The organism is Microcystis sp. M20BS1, assembly GCF_020245305.1.
Classification (GTDB): domain Bacteria; phylum Cyanobacteriota; class Cyanobacteriia; order Cyanobacteriales; family Microcystaceae; genus Microcystis; species Microcystis ichthyoblabe_A.
Genome location: NZ_JADBUZ010000003.1, coordinates 1 through 19,691, shown reverse-complemented (window position 1 = coordinate 19,691; position 19,691 = coordinate 1). Strand labels below are relative to the sequence as shown.

Here is a 19,691-nt window from a genome sequence, read left to right as displayed (position 1 = left end):
TTTTCACCCGATCTGCCCGGTCTTGCTATTGTTAAAAGTATAGAACCTCCGAAAAAGGTCTCAACTCTGTGCAGTTAAAACAAGTCATCATCGCTCATAAGGCCAACCATCCCCAAAGTAAAGCATGGGCGGAAAAATGCGCTAAACAGTTAGAAGCCCGTCAGTGTAAAGTTTTAATGGGACCCAGTGGCTTTAAAGATAATCCCTATCCAGTATTTTTAGCCTCAGCATCGGAAAAAATCGACCTTGCCATCGTTTTGGGGGGAGATGGAACCATTTTAGCTGCCGCTCGCTATTTAGCTCACGAAGACATTCCGATTTTAGCGGTGAATGTCGGCGGCCATCTGGGATTTTTAACGGAACCCTTTGAGATTTTCCAGGATACGGAGACGGTCTGGGAGCGTTTACAATCCGATCACTATGCGGTACAACAACGGATGATGTTAACGGCCAGAATCTATGAAGGGGATAAAAGAAATCCGCAGCCAGTGAGCGAGGCATTTTATGCCCTGAATGAGATGTGTGTGAAACCCGCTAGTATCGATAGGATGCCCACCTCAATCCTCGAAATCGAAGTGGACGGGGAAATAGTAGATCAGTACCAAGGCGACGGACTATTAGTGGCTACTCCCACGGGATCCACCTGTTACACCGCTTCCGCTAATGGTCCGATTATACACCCCGGCATGGAAGCGATCGCTGTCACCCCGATTTGTCCCTTGAGTCTCTCCAGTCGGCCGATTGTCATTCCCCCAGCATCTCTGGTCAGTATTTGGCCTCTAGGAGACTACGAGTTAAATACTAAACTCTGGATGGATGGTGCTTTAGCCACTTCCATTTGGCCCGGGCAATGGGTGGGAGTTACTAAAGCCGAAAAATTCGCCCAATTTATTATCCTGCGGGAAAGTTATTCTTTTTATCAGACTCTACAGGAAAAACTGCAATGGGCCGGGGCGAGAATTCATTATGATGGCAATCGTCATAATTAGGGTTTGCGGCAAAGTTTTTCGTGGGGACAGGGTGTAGGGTGTAGGGTTTTACCGATTTTGAGGGGGTCAATTACCTAATTTTCAGGGAAAAAGTCCCTGAATTTTCCCCCCAATCACTCCAAAGGTCGACACTTTTTGAGGGAAAAAAAGTCTAAAAACCTTATCCAACAAGGTTTTTAGATTTATTGAGCAAGCCCTAAGTATATCTTCTAAAATTGGTCATTACTTCCGATTTTATCAGTAAATCTAGGCTTTTGGGGGTAGAACCCCCCAAACCCAGAAGCGCATTTGCTGATTGTCGGTATTTCTGCAAGAGAGGGTCAAAAGTTGTCAAAATATTTGACAAAGTTGCCACTTTATGGTAAGAAATTGGGTTATTATTATCCCTTAAATTTTAAATTTCATCCCATCCAGTTAAGCCAGAAGACATAACATAACTGGTAACAGTTGCTTCAAAAAAGTTAGCTTTGGTGTGGCCTTCTTTTTTGGTATCGGAAAAGCGTTCCAGATGATTATAGGGACTTTTGTTATACTTTTCTTCCCTGTATAAAGGCTCAAGTCCGATCGCTTTTAGCCGAATATTAGCGAGGTATTTAGTGTACTGTTCGGTACTGTATTCGGTAATACCTAAAATGTTGTTGCCAACGATGTGATTTGTCCAGCGACATTCGTGTTTAACGGCACTATCGAACATCTCATAAATCTGTTCAACGGAATGGGGAAAAATTGCCATGGCTTCGGGAATAAGTTTTTGATACAAACGGACGTGACTTAATTCGTCCCGGTTGATCATTTTGAAAACGTCAGCACTACCGGACATTAGCTGTCGAGAAGCGAGATTATAGAAAAAGATAAAGCCGTTATAAAAATACAAACTCTCCAGTAAATAGTCGGCAAGAAGAGCGATAAAATAGCTTTCAGTAGTTTGTTTATCGATGTATTGCTGGTAGAGACTAGCAATAAATTCACAGCGATCCTTGAGAACTTTATCGGTGCGCCAAAAGTCATAAACTTCGCCTCTGCGATCCGAGGGAATAATCGTTTCAATTAAGTATTGATAACTTTGATTGTGCATGGCCTCTTGAGAAATTTGTTCCGCCATACAAAGACTAATTTCTGGCGCAGTGACGCTACCTTTTAGGTGGGGAATATTACAGGTTTGCACGGAATCAAGAAAAGTTAGATAGGACAAAATACCATCATAAGCATATCTTTCTTCGTCGGTAAGATGCCCGTATTCAGTCACGTCTTGAGTGATATCTAAGCGTTGCGGGATCCAGAAATTTTCCCGCATTTGTTGATATAAACCCACCGACCAGGTGTAGCGGACATCGTTTAACTGCATCAGGTTGGTGGTGTTACCAAACCAGATCGAACGGTTTTCGATCGCATCATCTCCCGACGGATTGAAGATCGGGGAAATGGGCATCGAATGGCAAGAATTAACTAAATGTAAGGACATGACTACTTGGACATTAAGGCACTTTTAGGTTATAATGGGTTTTCGGTAAAAAGTCAAATGGTTTGATTAGGGATAAATTCAAAATCTAGGGCTTCTGCCAAAGTAAATGGGCAATCGTTCGGGAATTTCTCTAGGTTTATCCCTGTTTCAATAGCGGCTTTTTTTCTAGCCTTATTATAGCATTTTTTGAAATTTTCTTCTGTTAAAAAACTCTTAAGACTAGGGCTATTTTCTAAATCTTCTTCGATTCTTTCGCGATGCTCAAAAAGGTTTAATGCCCAGCTTCTGGTTTGTTTTTCTGGCTCTTGTAAGTATTTTAGTAAATGCCATAAAATCACGCTCAGATTGCTTTTTAATGCTTTCTGTTGACTGATAGATATAGATTTTATTTCTTCAATTAAATTCTCTAAATCTAATTCAGAAAATTGATGATTTTCTAGCAAAAATATGGTTTTATCTATCCAGAGATAGTAGTCTTTTTCGTATAAGTTCTTTTCCATAATTCGCCAATTCAAAAATGAAACGCATCAACCTCAAGAGTTGACAAAGAAATGCTCATCAGGTACTGTCTGATCATTAACAAAAACAAATCAGACCCAAAAACGAAGCCCCCAACATCTTAACATAGAACAAAGAAACTTGCTCTACCAACTTAGTCAAGAGGGAAATTTATCGTATAACTGCTAAAATAGCAATGACTAAAATATCGGTTAATAAATGTTTTTGGGTTGGGGACACTCTCGGTTCAGGAATATCGGCTCTTCCAGGTTTGGTGGGTAAAATGTATTCTAAGATACATTCCTCCTAGCGAGGGGGTGGAACGAACCACTCCAGACACAAAAGACACAAAGATCGATCAATCCTATGTAAGTTAAACTTATCACACAGAACCTAGAAGAGCCATTAAATTTGCTGAGATACTTAAAAAGTAAAAAAGGGGTTGGGGGAAGAACCTCGGCCTGACTGTAGCCAATTTGACAGAATTAATCGATAGATAAGAGTGAATGGAAGTAACTAGGATAAGTTCGCAGTTTTTAGCAATCTTATCCCGTTTTTTCCCTGTAAATGCTGTATCTGTGCGGCTTTTCCCAATTATCTCCCTCAACACTCCTACCACTTAATTTCCATGCAGGGTTATAATTGTATTAAGATGTGTAACAATTCTCTGGCAAACTCTTGACAAAGGATAACAAATCTGCTCTACCAAAAAACAGGAAAGGTTTTATTTCTATGACATTAATTCAAACCGCCCAATTATCGCTAGAAACTTTGGCTTTAGCCTTTTTTAAGCAGACAGAAGGACGCTGGCAATCCCAGAGACGTTATTACACCCTCACCCAAGAAACGGAACCCCAAGAAGTTATCAGCGCCATCGAGATTAAATATTTACCCCAAGGCAGCGAACCATTAATTCAACTGGCCCGTTTACATAATCTGGAAGATACAACTTTATTAGGTGGTACGGAAGTGACTTGGCAAAGTAATTATCTCCGTCCCCAGAGTAAAAAACCCTCCAACGGTTCCACTATATTCGGTATTTTAGATAATATTCTCTATCGCGATCGGGGATTTGCGACGGATAAACCCGTTAGTGCCATTTATACCTTTCCTAACCCCTCTACTCTCTGTCTGAGAACAGAATACGCCGGTTCTGTCTTTGAAGAGGAAATTAAACTCATCGGTCAACAATATCGCACCCGACAAACTATTATCTCTCGCGCCGGTCAAGAATTGATGATCGGTCAATATCTAGAAAAACGGGTCAATTAGTCAAAAAAATGGCGGCTATTCCCATAATTTTGACTTCTATCCTAGGAATAGGGCTGAAATCAAATCAGCCCTTCCCATAACTCCCCTTTAAACCGGGGTTAAATTGTCTTGATTCTGACTAGCGAGAAACTTCTCTAATTCCGTAATTGCATCGGCATCGACTTTAGTTTGCATGGGACAGAATTTCGGTCCACACATCGAACAAAACTCCGCAGTCTTATAGATATCTGCGGGTAAAGTCTCATCGTGGTATTCCTTAGCGCGATCGGGATCCAAGGATAACTGAAATTGACGATTCCAATCGAAATTATAACGAGCAATGGAGAGTTCATCGTCACGATCCCGCGCTCCGGGACGATGACGGGCGATATCTGCCGCATGAGCTGCTATTTTGTAGGCAATTAAGCCATTTCGCACATCTTCAGCGTTGGGTAAACCGAGATGTTCTTTCGGGGTGACATAACATAACATCGCCGTCCCGTACCAACCCGCCAGAGCCGCCCCGATCGCCGAAGTGATATGATCGTATCCGGGGGCAATATCGGTGACAAGGGGACCGAGAACATAGAAAGGTGCTTCGCTACACTCCTCCATTTGTTTTTTCACATTAAATTCAATTTGGTCCATGGGAACATGGCCCGGTCCTTCCACCATCACCTGTACATCGTGTTCCCAAGCGCGACGCGTTAGTTGGCCGAGGGTTTTCAATTCCGCTAATTGGGCTGCATCGGAAGCATCGTGGGTACAACCGGGACGTAGGGAGTCACCGAGACTAAAAGAAACGTCATAACGCTTGAAAATCTCGATAATTTCGTCGAAATGGGTATAGAGAGGATTTTGCTTGTGGTGGTGTAACATCCACTTAGCAATAATACCACCCCCCCGGGAGACAATCCCGGTCAGACGAGTTTTGACTAAGGGCAGGTGTTCGATGAGGATTCCCGCGTGAATCGTCATGTAATCCACCCCTTGCCCGGCGTGTTTTTCGATAATATGGAGGAAATCTTCGGGGGTGAGTTTTTCAATATTGCCGTGAACACTTTCCACCGCTTGATAGATGGGTACAGTACCGATGGGGACAGGAGAAGCATTGATAATCGCGGTGCGAATTTCGTCCAAATTACCGCCACCGGTGGAAAGATCCATTACCGTATCGGCGCCGTATTTGACCGCTAGGTGTAATTTTTCCAGTTCTTCGTTAATATTCGAGGAGTTAGGGGAAGCCCCGATATTAGCATTAACTTTACACTTAGAAGCAATACCGATCGCCATGGGTTCGAGGTTGAGGTGATTGATATTAGCGGGAATAATCAGTCTTCCTCGGGCGATTTCGCTGCGAATCAATTCGGGAGAGAGATTTTCCCGTTTTGCCACATACGTCATCTCTTCGGTAATTATCCCCTGACGGGCGTAGTGCATTTGCGATACATTTGCTTGTCCGCGCCGGGGGGCAACCCATTCTTGTCTCATAATTTTATTTCCTCTGTAAACAGCTTCCCTACGCTGGAATTACCCAGTCTCAGGTTCTAAGGGTCTTTCTCAGCCTGATTATCTCAGACACCCCTAGCTATGACGGCAATTGTATCACTGTTGACCACTGAGGAGATCAAGCTTAAGATTGTTGTTTGATTAGGCGGTTATCAGTTATCAGTTATCAGATGTGAGTTTTGGCTCTTCTGGTTTCTGTGTGGAAACGAGGTCTATACTGATAGTTTATTTAACAAAATAGTCCTAAAAGTCTTTCCCAGTAAACATTTCACGATTTCATAAGCAAAAATTATCACACAAAGTCGAGAAGAGCCGAGTTTTCAGTTCACTGATTACTGTTTACTGTTTACTGTTCACGGCAAAAAACTTCCCACTTCCCCACTCCCTTGCTGATTCCGAAAAAAAGGGGCAGGCAAAAAGCCTACCCTAGGATTAATGATTAGTCAATCAAACCTTAGACATCGTAGTAGAGAGAGAACTCGTAGGGGTGGGGACGTAAGCGCATCGGGTTAACTTCGTTATCGAGTTTGTAGGTGATCCAGTTGTGGATAAAGTCTTCGGTAAAAACACCAGAATCGGTCAAAAAAGCGTGATCTTTTTCGAGACTTTCTAGTGCTGCTTCTAGAGAACCGGGGGTAGAGGGTATTTTTGACAATTCTTCGGGACTGAGTTCATAGATATCCACATCGAGAGGTTCTCCCGGTTCAATTTGATTTTTAATCCCATCGATACCAGCACAGAGCATAGCTGCAAAAGCGAGGTAGGGATTAGAAGTCGCATCAGGACAACGGAATTCTAAACGTTTAGCTTTCGGGTTGCTTCCCGATAAAGGAATCCGAATCGAAGCGGAGCGATTACCTTGGGAGTAGGCCAGGTTTACTGGGGCCTCAAAACCGGGGACGAGACGCTTGTAGGAGTTGGTGGTGGGGTTAGTTAAAGCTAAGAGAGCGGGAGCGTGTTTAAGCAAACCACCGATGTAGTACAGTGCCATTTGGCTGAGTCCGGCGTATTTATCCCCGGCGAACAGGGGTTGACCATCTTTCCAGATAGACTGGTGAACGTGCATCCCGGAACCATTATCGCCAAAGATGGGTTTAGGCATAAAGGTGACGGTTTTACCGTATTTCTTAGCCACGTTCTTAATGCAGTATTTGTAGGTCATCAAGTAGTCGGCGGCCCGTACTAGGGTAGAGAATTTAATCCCTAACTCGTTTTGACCACCGGTAGCGACTTCGTGGTGATGTTTTTCGATGGGAACTCCGCAGTCGGCCATGGTTAAGAGCATTTCCGTGCGAATGTCTTGAGAGGTATCGGTGGGACTAACGGGGAAATAACCCTGTTTGTAGGCGGGTTTATAGGCAAGATTTCCGTCTTTTTCGTCTTTACCGCTATTCCAACGACCTTCGACACTATCCATGTAGTAATAGCCGGAGTTGGCGGTTTGGTCGAAACGAGCGCTATCAAAGAGGAAAAATTCTGCTTCTGGTCCAAAATATACGGTATCACCTAAACCGGTAGTGCTAAGATAATTGATCGCTTTCTGGGCAATAGAGCGAGGATCGCGGCTATACCATTCACCGGTTCTCGGTTCTTTGATGCTACAGATCATGCTTAGGGTCGGTTCCTTGTAGAAGGGATCGATCCAAGCGGTGGTAGGATCGGGAACCATGGCCATGTCGGATTCGTTAATTGCTTTCCAACCGCGAATACTGGAACCATCGAAGGCAACACCATCGCTGAAAGAGCTTTCATCGATTTGGTCGTAGTAGAACGAGCAGTGTTGCCAGATACCGGGCATATCAATAAATTTTAGGTCAATAATCTTAATATTGTTGTCCTGAATCATTTTCAAGACTTCTTGTGGCGTTTCGGGCATGGAAAACTCCTTTGACGTATGGATCGGTTCTTAAGCTTCTCAAAAAACCCATCCTAAACAGTCACTTTGTCCAGTTTTGTATTTTTCGATACAAAATCTTTGATCCTAGCTTGAAAAAATCTGTAATTTTCTTGTTGAGTTCGGTAATCGCCCGGAATGGCGATTTGCCTATCAGCTTCTACTGCCTCTTGCCACACTTCAAGGAGGTTCGTTTGTGCAAACATTGGCCGTCTGGAGATTTTCTGCTCACTGAAAAGCTTCCAGGGTAATGATTTGGTAGTAGTGGCGTAGCCCTCTTGCTTACCTGGTAGGAAGTGTGTAAAGTATTTATTAATAAAAATAATTGGAACCCGATCAGTCTTTGAACCTCCTCAGAAAACTGGTGATTTTCTAGTAAAGATATGGTTTTCTCTATCCAGAGATAGTAATCATGTTCGTATAAGTTCGTTTCCATAATTATTCCCATTATTTTGATATTTCAGGAAACCAATCCTCATTTAACGCCTGTTCTATAGTACAAATTGGAGCTAACCTGACCAAATTTTCAGCCATTCCCGATAATTCGATAAAAGAAATACGAGCTTCTTGAAAAGAGTTGTTAAAAATTTCAATCAGATAAGGCTGTAAACTAGGACTATCGGCAATAATTCTTTTTATGGCACGACGAAAATTCCTAATTTCATTTTTCCATCCTCTTTGATTATATTCTAATTCCGACTGCCAGTAAACCAGTTTTAGCAAATGTTCTAATAAGCGAGTTAAATAACTCTTTAAGCTTTGTCGTTGACTTTTGCCCATGTCGCTAATCTCCTCGATGAGATTATCTAAATCCAAATCAGAAAACTGGCGATTTTCTAGTAAAGATATGGTTTTCTCTATCCAGAGATAGTAATCCTGTTCGTATAAATCACTCTTCATTGCTTAATCCTCTCCGAGAAACTCAGGAAACCAATTTTCATCTAAAATTTGGTTGATTGATCCAATAGGTGTAGCACTTAAAAGTCTTTTATCGATGCCAGAACCTTCGACAAATAGATGGCAAGCATCCTCATAACATTGATCGAGAATCTCGGTGAGATAAGATACTAAGTTTGTATTATAGTTTCCATCCTTTTTGTTGCTAATAATTCTTTTTATTTGAATGCGAAAATTTAAAATCTCTCGTCGCCACTTGTTTTTATTGTAATCGCGCTTAGATTGCCAATAAGTTAATTTAAGTAAATGTTCCAAGAGTTTAGTTAGTAAACTCTCTAACTTCTGACGTTCTCTTCTGGACATATCTTTTATTTCTTCAATTAAATTTTCTAAATCCAACTCAGAAAACTGGCGATTTTCTAGTAAAGATATGGTTTTCTCTAACCAGAGATAGTAATCCTGTTCGTATAAAGTCTTATCCATAGCTGTGATTAGGTGATCAATAAAACTCACCTTTAAATTATATAAAAAAATTAAGGTGGGCATTGCCCACCCAAGTTAACTTTAATTAGCGCAACTAGAACAACTATCGTCAGACTCTCGAAAATTGTCCTTTTGTACGGTACGGACATAATAAATCGCTTTACACCCCAATTCCCACGCCATGATTAGAGTATCAAAGATATCTTTAGCAGTGAGACAACGGTTAGGTTCTGCGGGAAAGTAAACCCCTTCATTGAGGTTGAATAATAACTCCATAGAAATCCCCGTATCGATCCATTCTTGCATAGTAGCGATCGCTTTTACCACCTGCTGCTGTTCGAGATTTTTATTCTCTGGATAAAACCAGAAAGCTTCTTCAATAAAAGGTGGTGCGATGGGAACGGTTCCCTTTGCCCATTTATCGTAGAAAAAGCGACTATAAACCGGCAAAACACTAGCGGTACATCCCTGTACCAAACTGGAGGAAGTATTAGGAGCAATGGCGGTAATATGGGAATTACGGATGCCAAATCGTTGAATATCTGTTGCTAATTGTTGCCATCTTTGCGGTTGCACTGCGTTATTTAAAAACCATTCCACTGGTTTAGCACCGATTAATTTACCTTGGCTCCATTCGCTACCCAAGAAAGCTTGATAAGCGCCGCGTTCTTTGGCTAATTCCATCGAGGAATAGGTACACCAATAGCCAATTTCTTCAAATAAATTACTAATTTCTGACAGGTTATTGTAGGATAATTTCCGTTTAGCTAACCAGTCAGCCAATCCCATCGCCCCTACCCCAATAGTGCGATATTTATCGTTGTGGTTTTTAGCATTATCAAAGGGAGGGTTAGTGATATCGATAGTATTGTCGAGAATTCTGACAGCGATTTGACAATTAGACTCGATTTCTTCCTTGTCGATGTTGGCTAAATTAAGGCTAACTAAATTACAGCAATGGGCAGTTTTATCCGGGGTGACATTCGAGAAACTCTCCGTGCATAAATTTACACCGGGGATATAGCCATCGTGTTTATTAGGATTAGCGCGATTGATGGTATCTTTGAAGGCAATGTAGGGCATTCCTGTTTCTACTTGGGAACGCATGATACTTTTAAATAAGTCCCGGGCATTGATTTTTTTATAGAGGAGAACCTCTTTATCTAAATTAGCCTCTACTAAACGATAAGCCTCTTCAAATTCTTCCCCCCATAGTTCCGCTAATTCTATACCTAATTTTGTGCGAACTTCGTAGGGATCTACTAATGTCCACTCGGCTTTAGTTATCACCCGACGCATAAATTCATCGGTGATAACTAATTGGGGAAAAACATCATAAGCTTTGCGTCTTTGATCACCGTTTTCTGTCTGCATTTCCAGAAATTCTGGCACATCTAAATGCCAGATGTCAACACCGATAGTTACTGCCCCGGCGCGTCTTCCCCCCTGATTTACTGCAATAGCTGTATCGTTGAGTAATTTAATCCAAGGAATAATCCCCCCAGAAGCATTAGCTTTCCCCATTACCCAGCTACCAGTGGAGCGAATTCTACTCACATTCACCCCGACACCGCCACCATTTTTGGAGATGCGGGCAGCATTAGTAATCTCGCTGAAAATGCTTTCTAAACTGTCATCAATGGAAAGTATAAAACAACTGGTTAGGGAACCTTTGGGTGTGCGTAAATTGGCTAAAATTGGGGTAGCAAGAGAGATTTTTCTTTGAGCAATTGCTTGATAAAATTTCTTAGCCCAGGGGAGTCTATTAGCCGGCTCTTCCACAGTGGCAAGCAGTAAGGAACAGGTTAATAATGCCTCTTGGGGTAACTCATTTTTGAGTAAATAACGGCTAGTGATTAACAATGCCCCAGCGTAATCATAATCGATATCCCAATCGGGATTAATCCAAGAACCGGCTTCTTTTAATTCTGCTTCGGAATAGATGAGAATCCTTTCGTCGTACAGCCGATTTTTAACTTGAGTTTTGACGGTTTTCTCGTAATTTCCGTACTGATAACCTCGGACTACTAAGGTATCTTTCCACAGACTCCAAATATGCAATCTTCCCGCTACATAGCGCCAATCCGGTTCCTCGGGACTACACATTTCTAGGGCGCAATTGATTAAATTATCCTGTATTTCCCTAGTGGTAATCCCATCCCGCAGGCGTGTGGTTAAACCCGCTTCTAAGGCGATTGAATTGACTTTTTTACCTTCACAAGCCCACTCTACCACGTCGCGAATTTTGCCGATATTTAAGCTGGTGGTGGAACCATCGCGCCGAATCACTCTAATTCCATGGCTGCCCATATTAGCTAAAGGGGTAGAACGAAAGGGTATTACTTCGTTATTTTTGTGAATGGAGACGGCAGTAGTCAAGGGCTTCGATTGCATAATTGGGAAATTGCGGCGTTAAAAAACTTGACAAATTAATCTATTTGTACTAGAGCATTCTATCAGATTTTCTGGGAAAACACAACATCTAGCGTGTTAAATAATTTTATCACTCTATATGTGGTATAACCAGGATTATTTTGTTCCCTAAAAACCGTGTTTTGGATGACATTTTCTGGAAAAAATTCTCGATTCTCTCTCAAAGTGGTTCTTTTGTATGCTTGACAAAAAGCTTTTTATTTGATTGCAAAACAGACTGACTGCTGAGGAGGTTATGATGAGATTTTATTTGTTCTTAACTTTTCGATAATTTAAGACAAGAGTGGATTAAAAGTCAAATTTCCTCTGAGAACCTCTGAGAGAGTAAAATTTCTCTTTTCGCTATTTAGTGGCTTACCGCTAGAATAATAGGACAAAACGCTATATATAGCGTCTAGCCAGTAGAGGACAAGGATGAAATATTTAGAAGAATGGCGTGGTAGCGGGGTGGATGCGGAGTTAATCGCTCTCAATGTCACCGGTTTAGCGGGGCTATCTCCCAGTGAATACCTACTCTACTCCCAAGAATTACCGCGACGCAATGATGGCAGAGTTAGGGATAGTATTCTCAAGCGTTATGAACATACCAGTCAAGGCGGTTGGTGGTGTTCAGGAATTGACTTACTAACGGGCAATTATGACTCTTGGGGCTGTTTTAAGCCCGATTTTCCCCGTTTAAGCTTCGATAATGCTAAACCGATTAAGTACGAACATCCTCCCCAAACCCCCACGGGAGTCTTTGCTTTGCGGGTTCCCCTGAAAATTTGGCAAAAAGTAGCCCAGCATATCAGTATTAATATTTTAACTGAAGAAGTGGATAATAAGCAAGAGGATCTCGGTTTTTGGTCCTGGGTAATCAAACATCCAGAGATACCTATTTGTCTTACGGAAGGAGCGAAAAAAGCGGGGGCATTACTAACAGCAGGTTATGTGACAATTGCTTTACCCGGGATTCACAATGGTTATCGTACTCCCAAGGACGAACTAGGTAGGAGAATCGGTAAATCTCATCTAATTCCGCAGCTAGAAAAATTAGCTAATTCTGGACGAAAGATTTATCTAGTTTTCGACCAAGAAACTAAACCGAAAACCCAGCAAGCGGTTAATTTAGCTTTACAGAGAATGGGTTATCTATTCACCCAGGCTAACTGTGAGGTAAAGGTGGTTACTTGGGATGCTGCTGACGGTAAAGGAGTGGATGATTTACTAATCAATCGAGGAGAAGATTACTTTAAACAAGTCTATCAAAAAGCTACCTCTTGGGAGATTTGGAAGGCAGCAAGTTTAAATAGTTTAACTCTCCCACCTCATCTAGAGTTAAATAGCCGTTACTTGCCAGATATTTCTGTTCCTACATCAGCGCAGTTAATAGCGATTAAATCGGCTAAAGGTACGGGAAAAACTGAGTTTTTAGCCAAGATAGTTAAACAAGCTATTGCCAATCAACAAAAAGTTTTAGTTATTGGTCATCGGGTGAAACTGGTAGAGGAGTTGTGTCAACGCTTTGGTTTAAACTATATCAGCAAAATTAGAGATAATCCTGCGGCACAAATTTACGGTTATGGTTTATGTATTGACTCTCTCCATCCCCAATCACAAGCTAAATTTAAAGCAGAAGATTGCCAAGGAGCTATCATTATTATCGATGAGATCGAACAGGTTCTATGGCATGGGTTAAATGGGGATACTTGTAAAACTAATCGTGTGGCAATTTTAAAATCCCTAAAGTCCTTGCTGCAAACTGTGGTCAGCAGTGGGGGTAAAGTCCTAGTCGCTGATGCTGATTTAAGTGATATTTCCCTAGATTATTTAACTTCTTTAGCTGCAATTAAACTAGAAACTTTCTTGATTAGTAACGAGTGGAAACCTAGTTATCAAGAAGCTTGGCGAGTTTATAACTACTCCGATAATACTCCCCAACGGCTAGTTAATGATTTGGTCAAACATATTAAAGACGGAGGAAAACCCTTTGTTTGTCTATCAGCACAAAAATTAACCAGCAAATGGGGAACAATTACCCTAGAATCTTATCTAAAAAAGCAATTTCCTCATAAGAAAGTTCTGCGGATAGACTCAGAGTCATTGCAAGATTCTAGTCACGCTGCCTATCAAGCGATTGGCAATTTAAATCAGTTGTTACTTAACTATGATATAGTTCTAGCTAGTCCCGCGATCGAAACGGGAATTAGTATTGATATTCAGCAACACTTTTCCTCGGTTTGGTGTTTAGCACAGGGAATTCAGAATCCCACTTCTATCGCTCAATTTTTAGGAAGAATTAGAGAGAATATTCCTCGTTATATTTGGTCAGCAGTGTACGGATTTAATCAGGTGGGCAATGGATCCACTTCTATCCCCAAACTTCTCACCTCTGGACACCGATTAACCGAGGTTAATATTCGCTTACTACACCAATCAGATTTAGAATCTCTGGAGGATTTAGATACAACTTTTCAAGCGGAATCTCTCCTCTGTTGGGCAAAAATGGCCGTAAGAGTCAATGCTTATATGCTTAATTATCGTCAGTCAATTCTAGGGATTTTACAAGCAGAAGGTCATAGAATTAAAGAACGAAATCAGGAAGAAGAACTAGACATAACTAATCAGTTAACGGAAGCAATTGAAGAAATTATGGAACATAATTATCGTTCTGAATGCGAGGCAATTGCCAGCGCATCCGAGATAACGGAATCAGAGTGTCGTCTGCTAAAAAAACAGTTAGTTAAGTCAGTAAAAGAAAGGAGAATTATCAGGAAATATGACCTATACAAACGCTATGGAATCCCCGTCACACCACAATTAGTAATTAAAGATGATCAAGGATGGTATCAAGAACTACGCTTACATTACTTTTTGACAATTGGGCGACAATTTTTGTGTGATCGAGATGCTTTAATTGCGCGTAAACTGATAGAATCAGGTCACGGAAGTTTATTTATTCCCGATTTTAATAGTAGTCAATTAGGAGTGATTATCGGGACGTTAGAATTGTTGGGAATTCCCGTATTATTAGCTAATCCTGAAAGAGAATTAAATAATCATGATGCCGATTTACAAAAAATGGCGGAAATTGCCATTAAAAACCGTAACGAGATTAAAACTATCACCAAGATTAACCTCGCTAATACTTCCCGTCCTCTGACGATTATTCGTAATTTTTTAAACTTGTTAGGTTATGAATTAACTGACAAGGGCAGCCAGAGAATTGCTAAAAAATCTCTAAAAGTTTATCAGATTGTTGCACCTTATGACGGTAGAGAACAAGTGTTTCAACAATGGTTATTTAGAGACGAAAAATGTGCGGGAAGTTCCGAGTTTTGGTATGAATAAGGTTCTTAGGGACTTGTTATACAAATAATTAACCTTATATCTTGTGAAAAAATTAAGATCGATGTCGGCTGTATTAGCGCAGCTTGATGCAGATTAAATTGTTAATTTTGCCACAATACAAGGCGTTGCTGAATCAAGCTATGAATGCCAACCGTGCCATCCTATCTAAAAGTTAGTTTGCCAGAAGCTTCCTATCTCAAATCAGCAACACCAACTCCTGCAAACCGACACCGACACCCACCCCCAAACCACCGGACAAAACAGCGATCGAAACGAGATTAAATCCAGTTAATAGAGTTTAGATTTGATAGGGATTACCCAAGCGATCCACAAAAACATTGTAATCTAAAGGTAAACGCCCCGGATTAAGCCGAGGTTCCGCCGCGTAACCGATGGGAACGACAACAGCGATCGCCAGATCGGGATGATCGGCAGCACCGATCACAGCTTTTACCTTGTCCTCGATCCAACCGTTGAGAAAACAACTAGATAAACCGAGACTTTCGGCAGCCAAAACCAGATGAGTAGCGGCGATCATGGCATCTTTAATCGCGTATTCCCGGGTTTTTTCGCCCAAATCCTTTTGAAATCCCGGGATTGCCTGTTTAAAATATTTTACCGTGCCTTCGCTCCAGGCACCTGTACTGAGAGCCTGTTCATAGATAGGAGTTAGCTCTCCTCCTCCTGCGGCAGCATCGGCAGCGAAAACAAAAGTAACTGGTGCTTGGATAATTTGCTTTTGTCCCCAAGCGGCCTCGGCTAAAGCGGCCTTTTGTGCCTCATCTTGTACTAAAATAATTCGCCAATCTTGGATGTTGAAACTACTAGGTGCGGCAACGGTTAATTCTACTAGGGTTTTCAGCAGTTCTGGGGCGATCGGATCGGTGGTAAAATTTTTAATAGAACGACGTTGATTAATCGCCGTGGGAACATCGAGAGGCAAGGTCATAAAGTCAATGGATCAAGTTAAATACTTCTAATTATTATAAGGTCAAGCTATCAGCCTCAGTCTTAGGTGTGAAAAAACAGAAATAGTAAAACATCAGGGTTAAATTGTGGCAGTCAGGAAAAGATCGACTATACTGTTAAACTTAAACAGGTCATAACCCAATGACCATCTAGCTATAATCATGTCACCGCCACAAAAATCATTTTATGCTTTCTGAGCCGGAACCGAGGGACACTCTCACCACTGCCACCGTCAATATGGGCGATCAAAGTGCCGATATTAAGCCAATTTTAGCCTTAAAAGAGTTGGTCGCCAGTTTATATCGTGAACAAAACAAAGTTCAAAATCTCTTAAGTTCCCTCGGTTTTGCCCTGCGGAGTTTCAATAATTTAAACCAATTCCTCGATCTTACCCCCTTGATGGCCGCACGAGTGGCAGACGCGGAGGGAGGGGCGTTGATTTTGAGTAAAAATAACGGTCAAGTGGCGCTTGATCAACTGCATTGCCAAGATAATCAAATTAATGGGGAACTACGCCGACAATTAGAGGCAATTATCCGACAATTAAACCAAGAAACGCCACTTGAGAATAAAAATAGTCGATCGCTTCTCGATAGTCTCGACCATCAAATCCGGCAAACTCTCGGACAGGGTACGCAGATTTATAGTACACCAGTTTTGGTAAAAAATAGTGAGCGGGGACGTTTATACGTTTTCAGTCGCGATCCCGATTATGGTTGGACACCCACCCGTCGTAAACTGTTGCAGCTAGTGGCCGATCAAACGGCGGTAGCTATAGCTAATAATGAATTAACGATCGAATTACGGGCCAAGGAACGTCAGGATCGAGAGTTAGAAATCGCTTCCGAAATCCAAAATCGTCTTTTACCCCGGCAATGTCCGAAAATTCAGGGGGTAGAATTGGCAGCCCACTGCAAAACGGCTAATCGCGTTGGTGGCGACTATTATGATTTTATCCCCTGCAACTACGATCAATTTAAACCGGCAAGGGAGGCGGAAATGGAAGCCAGTACCGCTCCTTGGAGTATAGTCATCGGTGATGTCATGGGAAAAGGTGTCCCAGCAGGATTATTGATGACCATGACCCGGGGAATGTTGCGAGCGGAAGTGTTAAATCGTCACTCCCCGGCCCAGATTTTGCGTCATCTCAATCGGGTTATGTATGCCGATCTCGATAATTCTCATCGTTTCGTGACATTATTTTATTCCGAGTATGATCCCCTGACGCAGCGTCTTGGCTACAGTAATGCTGCCCATTATCCCACCCTCTGGTGGCGGGCTAAAACGGCAGAGTTAGAGTCTCTTGACACGGAAGGGACATTAGTTGGTTTAGAGGCCGATTCTATCTATGATGATGCCCAAGTGCAATTAGAAGCGGGAGATACGCTGATCTATTATACCGATGGCTTTACCGATGCAGTCAACTCGAAAGGGGAAAGATTTGATCAGAAAAATTGGCTATCGGCAGTTAAAGAAGCCTGTCAACAGTACAACGATCCTGAACAGATTCTAAAATATTTATTTGGAAAAGTGGACGCTTTTACCGGGTTAGGAAATGACAGTAGTGACGATATGACTTTAGTAGTTATGCGAGTGAAATCGGAAGAATAAATCATCACTTCCTAGCTCGTAAATTAGCCTAATTCGGCTCTTGCCATGGAGCGAATAAAGGCAATAACGCTAACCCGGGTAAAGCGGCAATTACCGTGATTAAAAAGAACCACTGCCAACCGATCGCCGCTGCTAAAACTCCGGCGGGAGCGACTAAAATATCGCGACTAAAAGCCATTAAACTCGATAAGAGGGCGTACTGAGTAGCAGTAAAACGAGCATTACAAAGACTCATTAAAAAAGCCACAAAAGCGGCAGTACCTAGACCGCTGCAGAAGTTTTCAATATTAATAGCTAAGACCATAAAAGGATAATTTTGCCCTAAATTTGCTAAAATAAAATAGGCTAAATTACTAATAGCTTGCAAGCCGCCAAAAATCCAGAGCGATCGATTAATTCCCCAACGACTTAACAGGGAACCACCTAATAAAACTCCCACCATAGTTGCTATCATGCCCATACCGCCTTGGATCGCCCCGATAGCGGTTTGACTGAAACCAGTTTTTAAGAGAAAAGGAGTCACCATATTATTAACTAAAGCATCCCCTAAACGATAGAGAACAATAAAGGCGAGAATGCCGATTCCTTGACCTAATTGATAGCGTTGAAAAAACTCCCAAAAAGGCAACCAAACCGCCTCTAAAAGAGTTTGGGGAGTATCATCTCTAGGGGGAGTAGCTGGGGCAAAAAAAGACCAAATAATCGTTAAAGCCATCAATCCAGCTAGGAAAAGATAGACGAGAGGCCAGGGAAAGTGATCGGCTAAAATTAAAGCTATCGAACCAGTTAGAATTAAAGCCAAACGATAACCTAAAACCCCGATCGCTACCCCGGCACCCATCTCCCATTTTTCTAAAATATCTGTGCGATAGGCATCGTAGGCAATATCTTGAGTGGCACTAAAAAAGGCGATCAGTAGAGCATTAATTGCCAATAATTCCAAAGATTGTTTTGGTTGTTGAAAAGCCATGGCTGCAATCGCTAAAGTTAGACAAATTTGAGCGATTAAAATCCAACCGCGACGACGACCAAGAAAAGGAGGAACATAGCGATCGAGTAAGGGAGACCAAAGAAATTTAAGAGAGTAGGGGAGAGCGACTAAACTAAATAAACCGATCGATTTCAGATCAACTCCTTCGGTGGTCATCCAAGCTTGCAGGGTGCGACTGGTGAGCAATAAGGGTAATCCAGAAGCAAAACCTAAGAATAACAAAGCCGCCATTTTTTGACTGCGGAACACTTGCAAATAAGCGGAAATTTCCTTGATCATAGAGGGGGGTAGGAGGATAGATTAGATTAAAGAATATAGTTAATTGACCCAAAAAGAAAGAAATTAGTTCTGACCGGCATCATCCCCCTCTTAACCATGGCCCGGCGATCAAAAAAAATTCCCGAAAAATAGCGGTCTTTCCCCCAGCCGTGGCTATAGGCAGTAGAATAGATGAGATTTTGATTCAGTAGTCTTGAAAAATTGCGGTCTTCTCCTTAAGATAGATGCTTGATTCCCCCAACTAGCTCCCATCCCTATTTACCCTTCCTAGATAAGGACCGCCACCCCCATCTTCCCTCCCGACTCCTGTGATTAAAGTGGACTCCTGTTTTATCTCATACCTATTGTCTCATCCCTCCGACTCGGAAGCGACCGGTGACACTGCCGCCATTACCGTCGAGGTGCGTTTGGCCCAAAGCCAAGATCTCAAAAGCTTGGCGGAGATTATCGCCGATAGTTTTTTCCCCACGGCCAATTATTGGTCTTTTCTGCGTCCTATCTTTAAATTAGGCATTTACGAGGACTTACGGGGACGATTACGCGGTGATACCCCTTACTATCACTGTCTGGTAGTCAGTCAAACCAGTGTCACCGCCACGGGTCCTGAGGAAATTATTGTCGCTACGGCGGAAATTGCCTTAAAATCCAGTGCTTTTTTAGCTGTTCCCATTCCTTATATCTCTAATTTAGCCGTTAGTCCCGATCACCGGCGTGCCGGTCTGGCCCGGAGATTGCTGCTCAAGTGTGAACAGATCGCTAGAGAATGGGGTTTTGAGGAACTTTCCCTCCATGTTCTCGATAATAATCTAGCAGCCCAGTCACTCTACTTAAGTAGCGGTTATCGTCTGCAAAAAACCGACGGTTGGTTGAGCAATTGGTTATTTAATCGACCACAAAAGTTATTTCTGCACAAAAAAATCAGCCATTGAGGAGTCAGGATTCAGGAGTCAGGAGACGGTAATCAGGAGTCAGGATTCAGGAGACAGTAATCAGGAGTCAGGAGTCAGGAGATTATTTTTATTTATTCTCCCCATTTCCCCACACCCCACACCCCACACCCCACACCCCACACCCCACACCCCACACCCCACACCC

The 19,691-nt window shown here is 42.2% G+C and carries 15 protein-coding genes, 1 pseudogene and 1 riboswitch; of the genes and pseudogenes, 5 read left to right on the top strand and 11 right to left on the bottom strand.

Annotated elements, in window-relative coordinates; genetic code table 11:
- Nucleotides 1–68 precede the first annotated feature (68 nt).
- Nucleotides 69–989 carry an NAD(+) kinase gene (locus IM507_RS00145; RefSeq protein ID WP_002777783.1) on the top strand — a complete coding sequence of 307 codons (921 nt, stop codon included), beginning with the start codon at nt 69–71 and terminating at the stop codon, nt 987–989.
- A gap of 394 nt (nt 990–1,383) precedes the next feature.
- Here the strand turns inward: IM507_RS00145 and IM507_RS00140 are convergent, their stop codons facing one another.
- Complete coding sequence (locus IM507_RS00140) at nt 1,384–2,451, bottom strand: ribonucleotide-diphosphate reductase subunit beta (protein WP_069474890.1); 1,068 nt, start codon at nt 2,449–2,451, stop codon at nt 1,384–1,386.
- Between the two features lie 53 nt (nt 2,452–2,504).
- Entirely contained in the window at nt 2,505–2,951 is a 447-nt protein-coding gene (locus IM507_RS00135; protein ID WP_149107491.1) for a DUF29 domain-containing protein, read from the bottom strand.
- Between the two features lie 730 nt (nt 2,952–3,681).
- Between IM507_RS00135 and IM507_RS00130 the strand changes: the two genes are divergently transcribed.
- The gene (locus tag IM507_RS00130) at nt 3,682–4,221 is read left to right on the top strand and encodes a phycobiliprotein lyase (protein ID WP_002738011.1); all 540 of its coding nucleotides are present in this window, start codon (nt 3,682–3,684) and stop codon (nt 4,219–4,221) included.
- An 87-nt stretch (nt 4,222–4,308) separates the two neighbouring features.
- On the opposite strand, the gene thiC is transcribed toward IM507_RS00130, so the two are convergent.
- The 7 genes and pseudogenes from thiC to IM507_RS00095 all read right to left on the bottom strand — a co-directional run bounded on the left by thiC (nt 4,309) and on the right by IM507_RS00095 (nt 11,377).
- Nucleotides 4,309–5,691, bottom strand: a complete 1,383-nt coding sequence (gene thiC / locus IM507_RS00125) for a phosphomethylpyrimidine synthase (protein WP_002751876.1) — start codon at nt 5,689–5,691, stop codon at nt 4,309–4,311.
- An 8-nt stretch (nt 5,692–5,699) separates the two neighbouring features.
- Nucleotides 5,700–5,796, bottom strand: a riboswitch (TPP riboswitch).
- Nucleotides 5,797–6,163: 367 nt separating this feature from the next.
- Nucleotides 6,164–7,585 carry a type I glutamate--ammonia ligase gene (gene glnA / locus IM507_RS00120; RefSeq protein WP_002737277.1) on the bottom strand — a complete coding sequence of 474 codons (1,422 nt, stop codon included), beginning with the start codon at nt 7,583–7,585 and terminating at the stop codon, nt 6,164–6,166.
- Between the two features lie 53 nt (nt 7,586–7,638).
- A complete protein-coding gene (locus IM507_RS00115) occupies nt 7,639–7,809 on the bottom strand; it encodes a hypothetical protein (protein WP_016515827.1) in 171 nt (56 codons plus the stop codon).
- 128 nt (nt 7,810–7,937) lie between these two features.
- Nucleotides 7,938–8,039 (bottom strand): annotated as a pseudogene (locus tag IM507_RS00110) (DUF29 family protein); the annotation flags it as partial.
- A gap of 11 nt (nt 8,040–8,050) precedes the next feature.
- On the bottom strand, nt 8,051–8,503 hold the full coding sequence (locus IM507_RS00105; RefSeq protein ID WP_002737195.1) for a DUF29 domain-containing protein: 453 nt from the start codon (nt 8,501–8,503) through the stop codon (nt 8,051–8,053).
- 3 nt (nt 8,504–8,506) lie between these two features.
- Nucleotides 8,507–8,983, bottom strand: a complete 477-nt coding sequence (locus IM507_RS00100) for a DUF29 domain-containing protein (RefSeq protein ID WP_002777793.1) — start codon at nt 8,981–8,983, stop codon at nt 8,507–8,509.
- A gap of 81 nt (nt 8,984–9,064) precedes the next feature.
- The gene (locus IM507_RS00095; protein ID WP_069474892.1) at nt 9,065–11,377 is read right to left on the bottom strand and encodes a ribonucleoside-diphosphate reductase subunit alpha; all 2,313 of its coding nucleotides are present in this window, start codon (nt 11,375–11,377) and stop codon (nt 9,065–9,067) included.
- Nucleotides 11,378–11,830: 453 nt separating this feature from the next.
- On the opposite strand from IM507_RS00095, the gene IM507_RS00090 reads away from it, so the two are divergent.
- A complete protein-coding gene (locus IM507_RS00090; RefSeq protein WP_287636276.1) occupies nt 11,831–14,746 on the top strand; it encodes a plasmid replication protein, CyRepA1 family in 2,916 nt (971 codons plus the stop codon).
- Nucleotides 14,747–15,044: 298 nt separating this feature from the next.
- Here the strand turns inward: IM507_RS00090 and IM507_RS00085 are convergent, their stop codons facing one another.
- Nucleotides 15,045–15,695: a nitroreductase family protein gene (locus IM507_RS00085; RefSeq protein WP_002735609.1), complete on the bottom strand. Its 651-nt coding sequence runs from the start codon at nt 15,693–15,695 to the stop codon at nt 15,045–15,047.
- 206 nt (nt 15,696–15,901) lie between these two features.
- Here IM507_RS00085 and IM507_RS00080 point away from each other — a divergent pair, with 206 nt between their 5' ends.
- On the top strand, nt 15,902–17,326 hold the full coding sequence (locus tag IM507_RS00080) for a PP2C family protein-serine/threonine phosphatase (RefSeq protein WP_287636275.1): 1,425 nt from the start codon (nt 15,902–15,904) through the stop codon (nt 17,324–17,326).
- Nucleotides 17,327–17,354: 28 nt separating this feature from the next.
- Here the strand turns inward: IM507_RS00080 and IM507_RS00075 are convergent, their stop codons facing one another.
- Nucleotides 17,355–18,596 carry an AmpG family muropeptide MFS transporter gene (locus IM507_RS00075; RefSeq protein ID WP_287636273.1) on the bottom strand — a complete coding sequence of 414 codons (1,242 nt, stop codon included), beginning with the start codon at nt 18,594–18,596 and terminating at the stop codon, nt 17,355–17,357.
- Nucleotides 18,597–18,904: 308 nt separating this feature from the next.
- Here IM507_RS00075 and IM507_RS00070 point away from each other — a divergent pair, with 308 nt between their 5' ends.
- Nucleotides 18,905–19,525: a GNAT family N-acetyltransferase gene (locus tag IM507_RS00070; protein WP_069474897.1), complete on the top strand. Its 621-nt coding sequence runs from the start codon at nt 18,905–18,907 to the stop codon at nt 19,523–19,525.
- Nucleotides 19,526–19,691 lie beyond the last annotated feature (166 nt).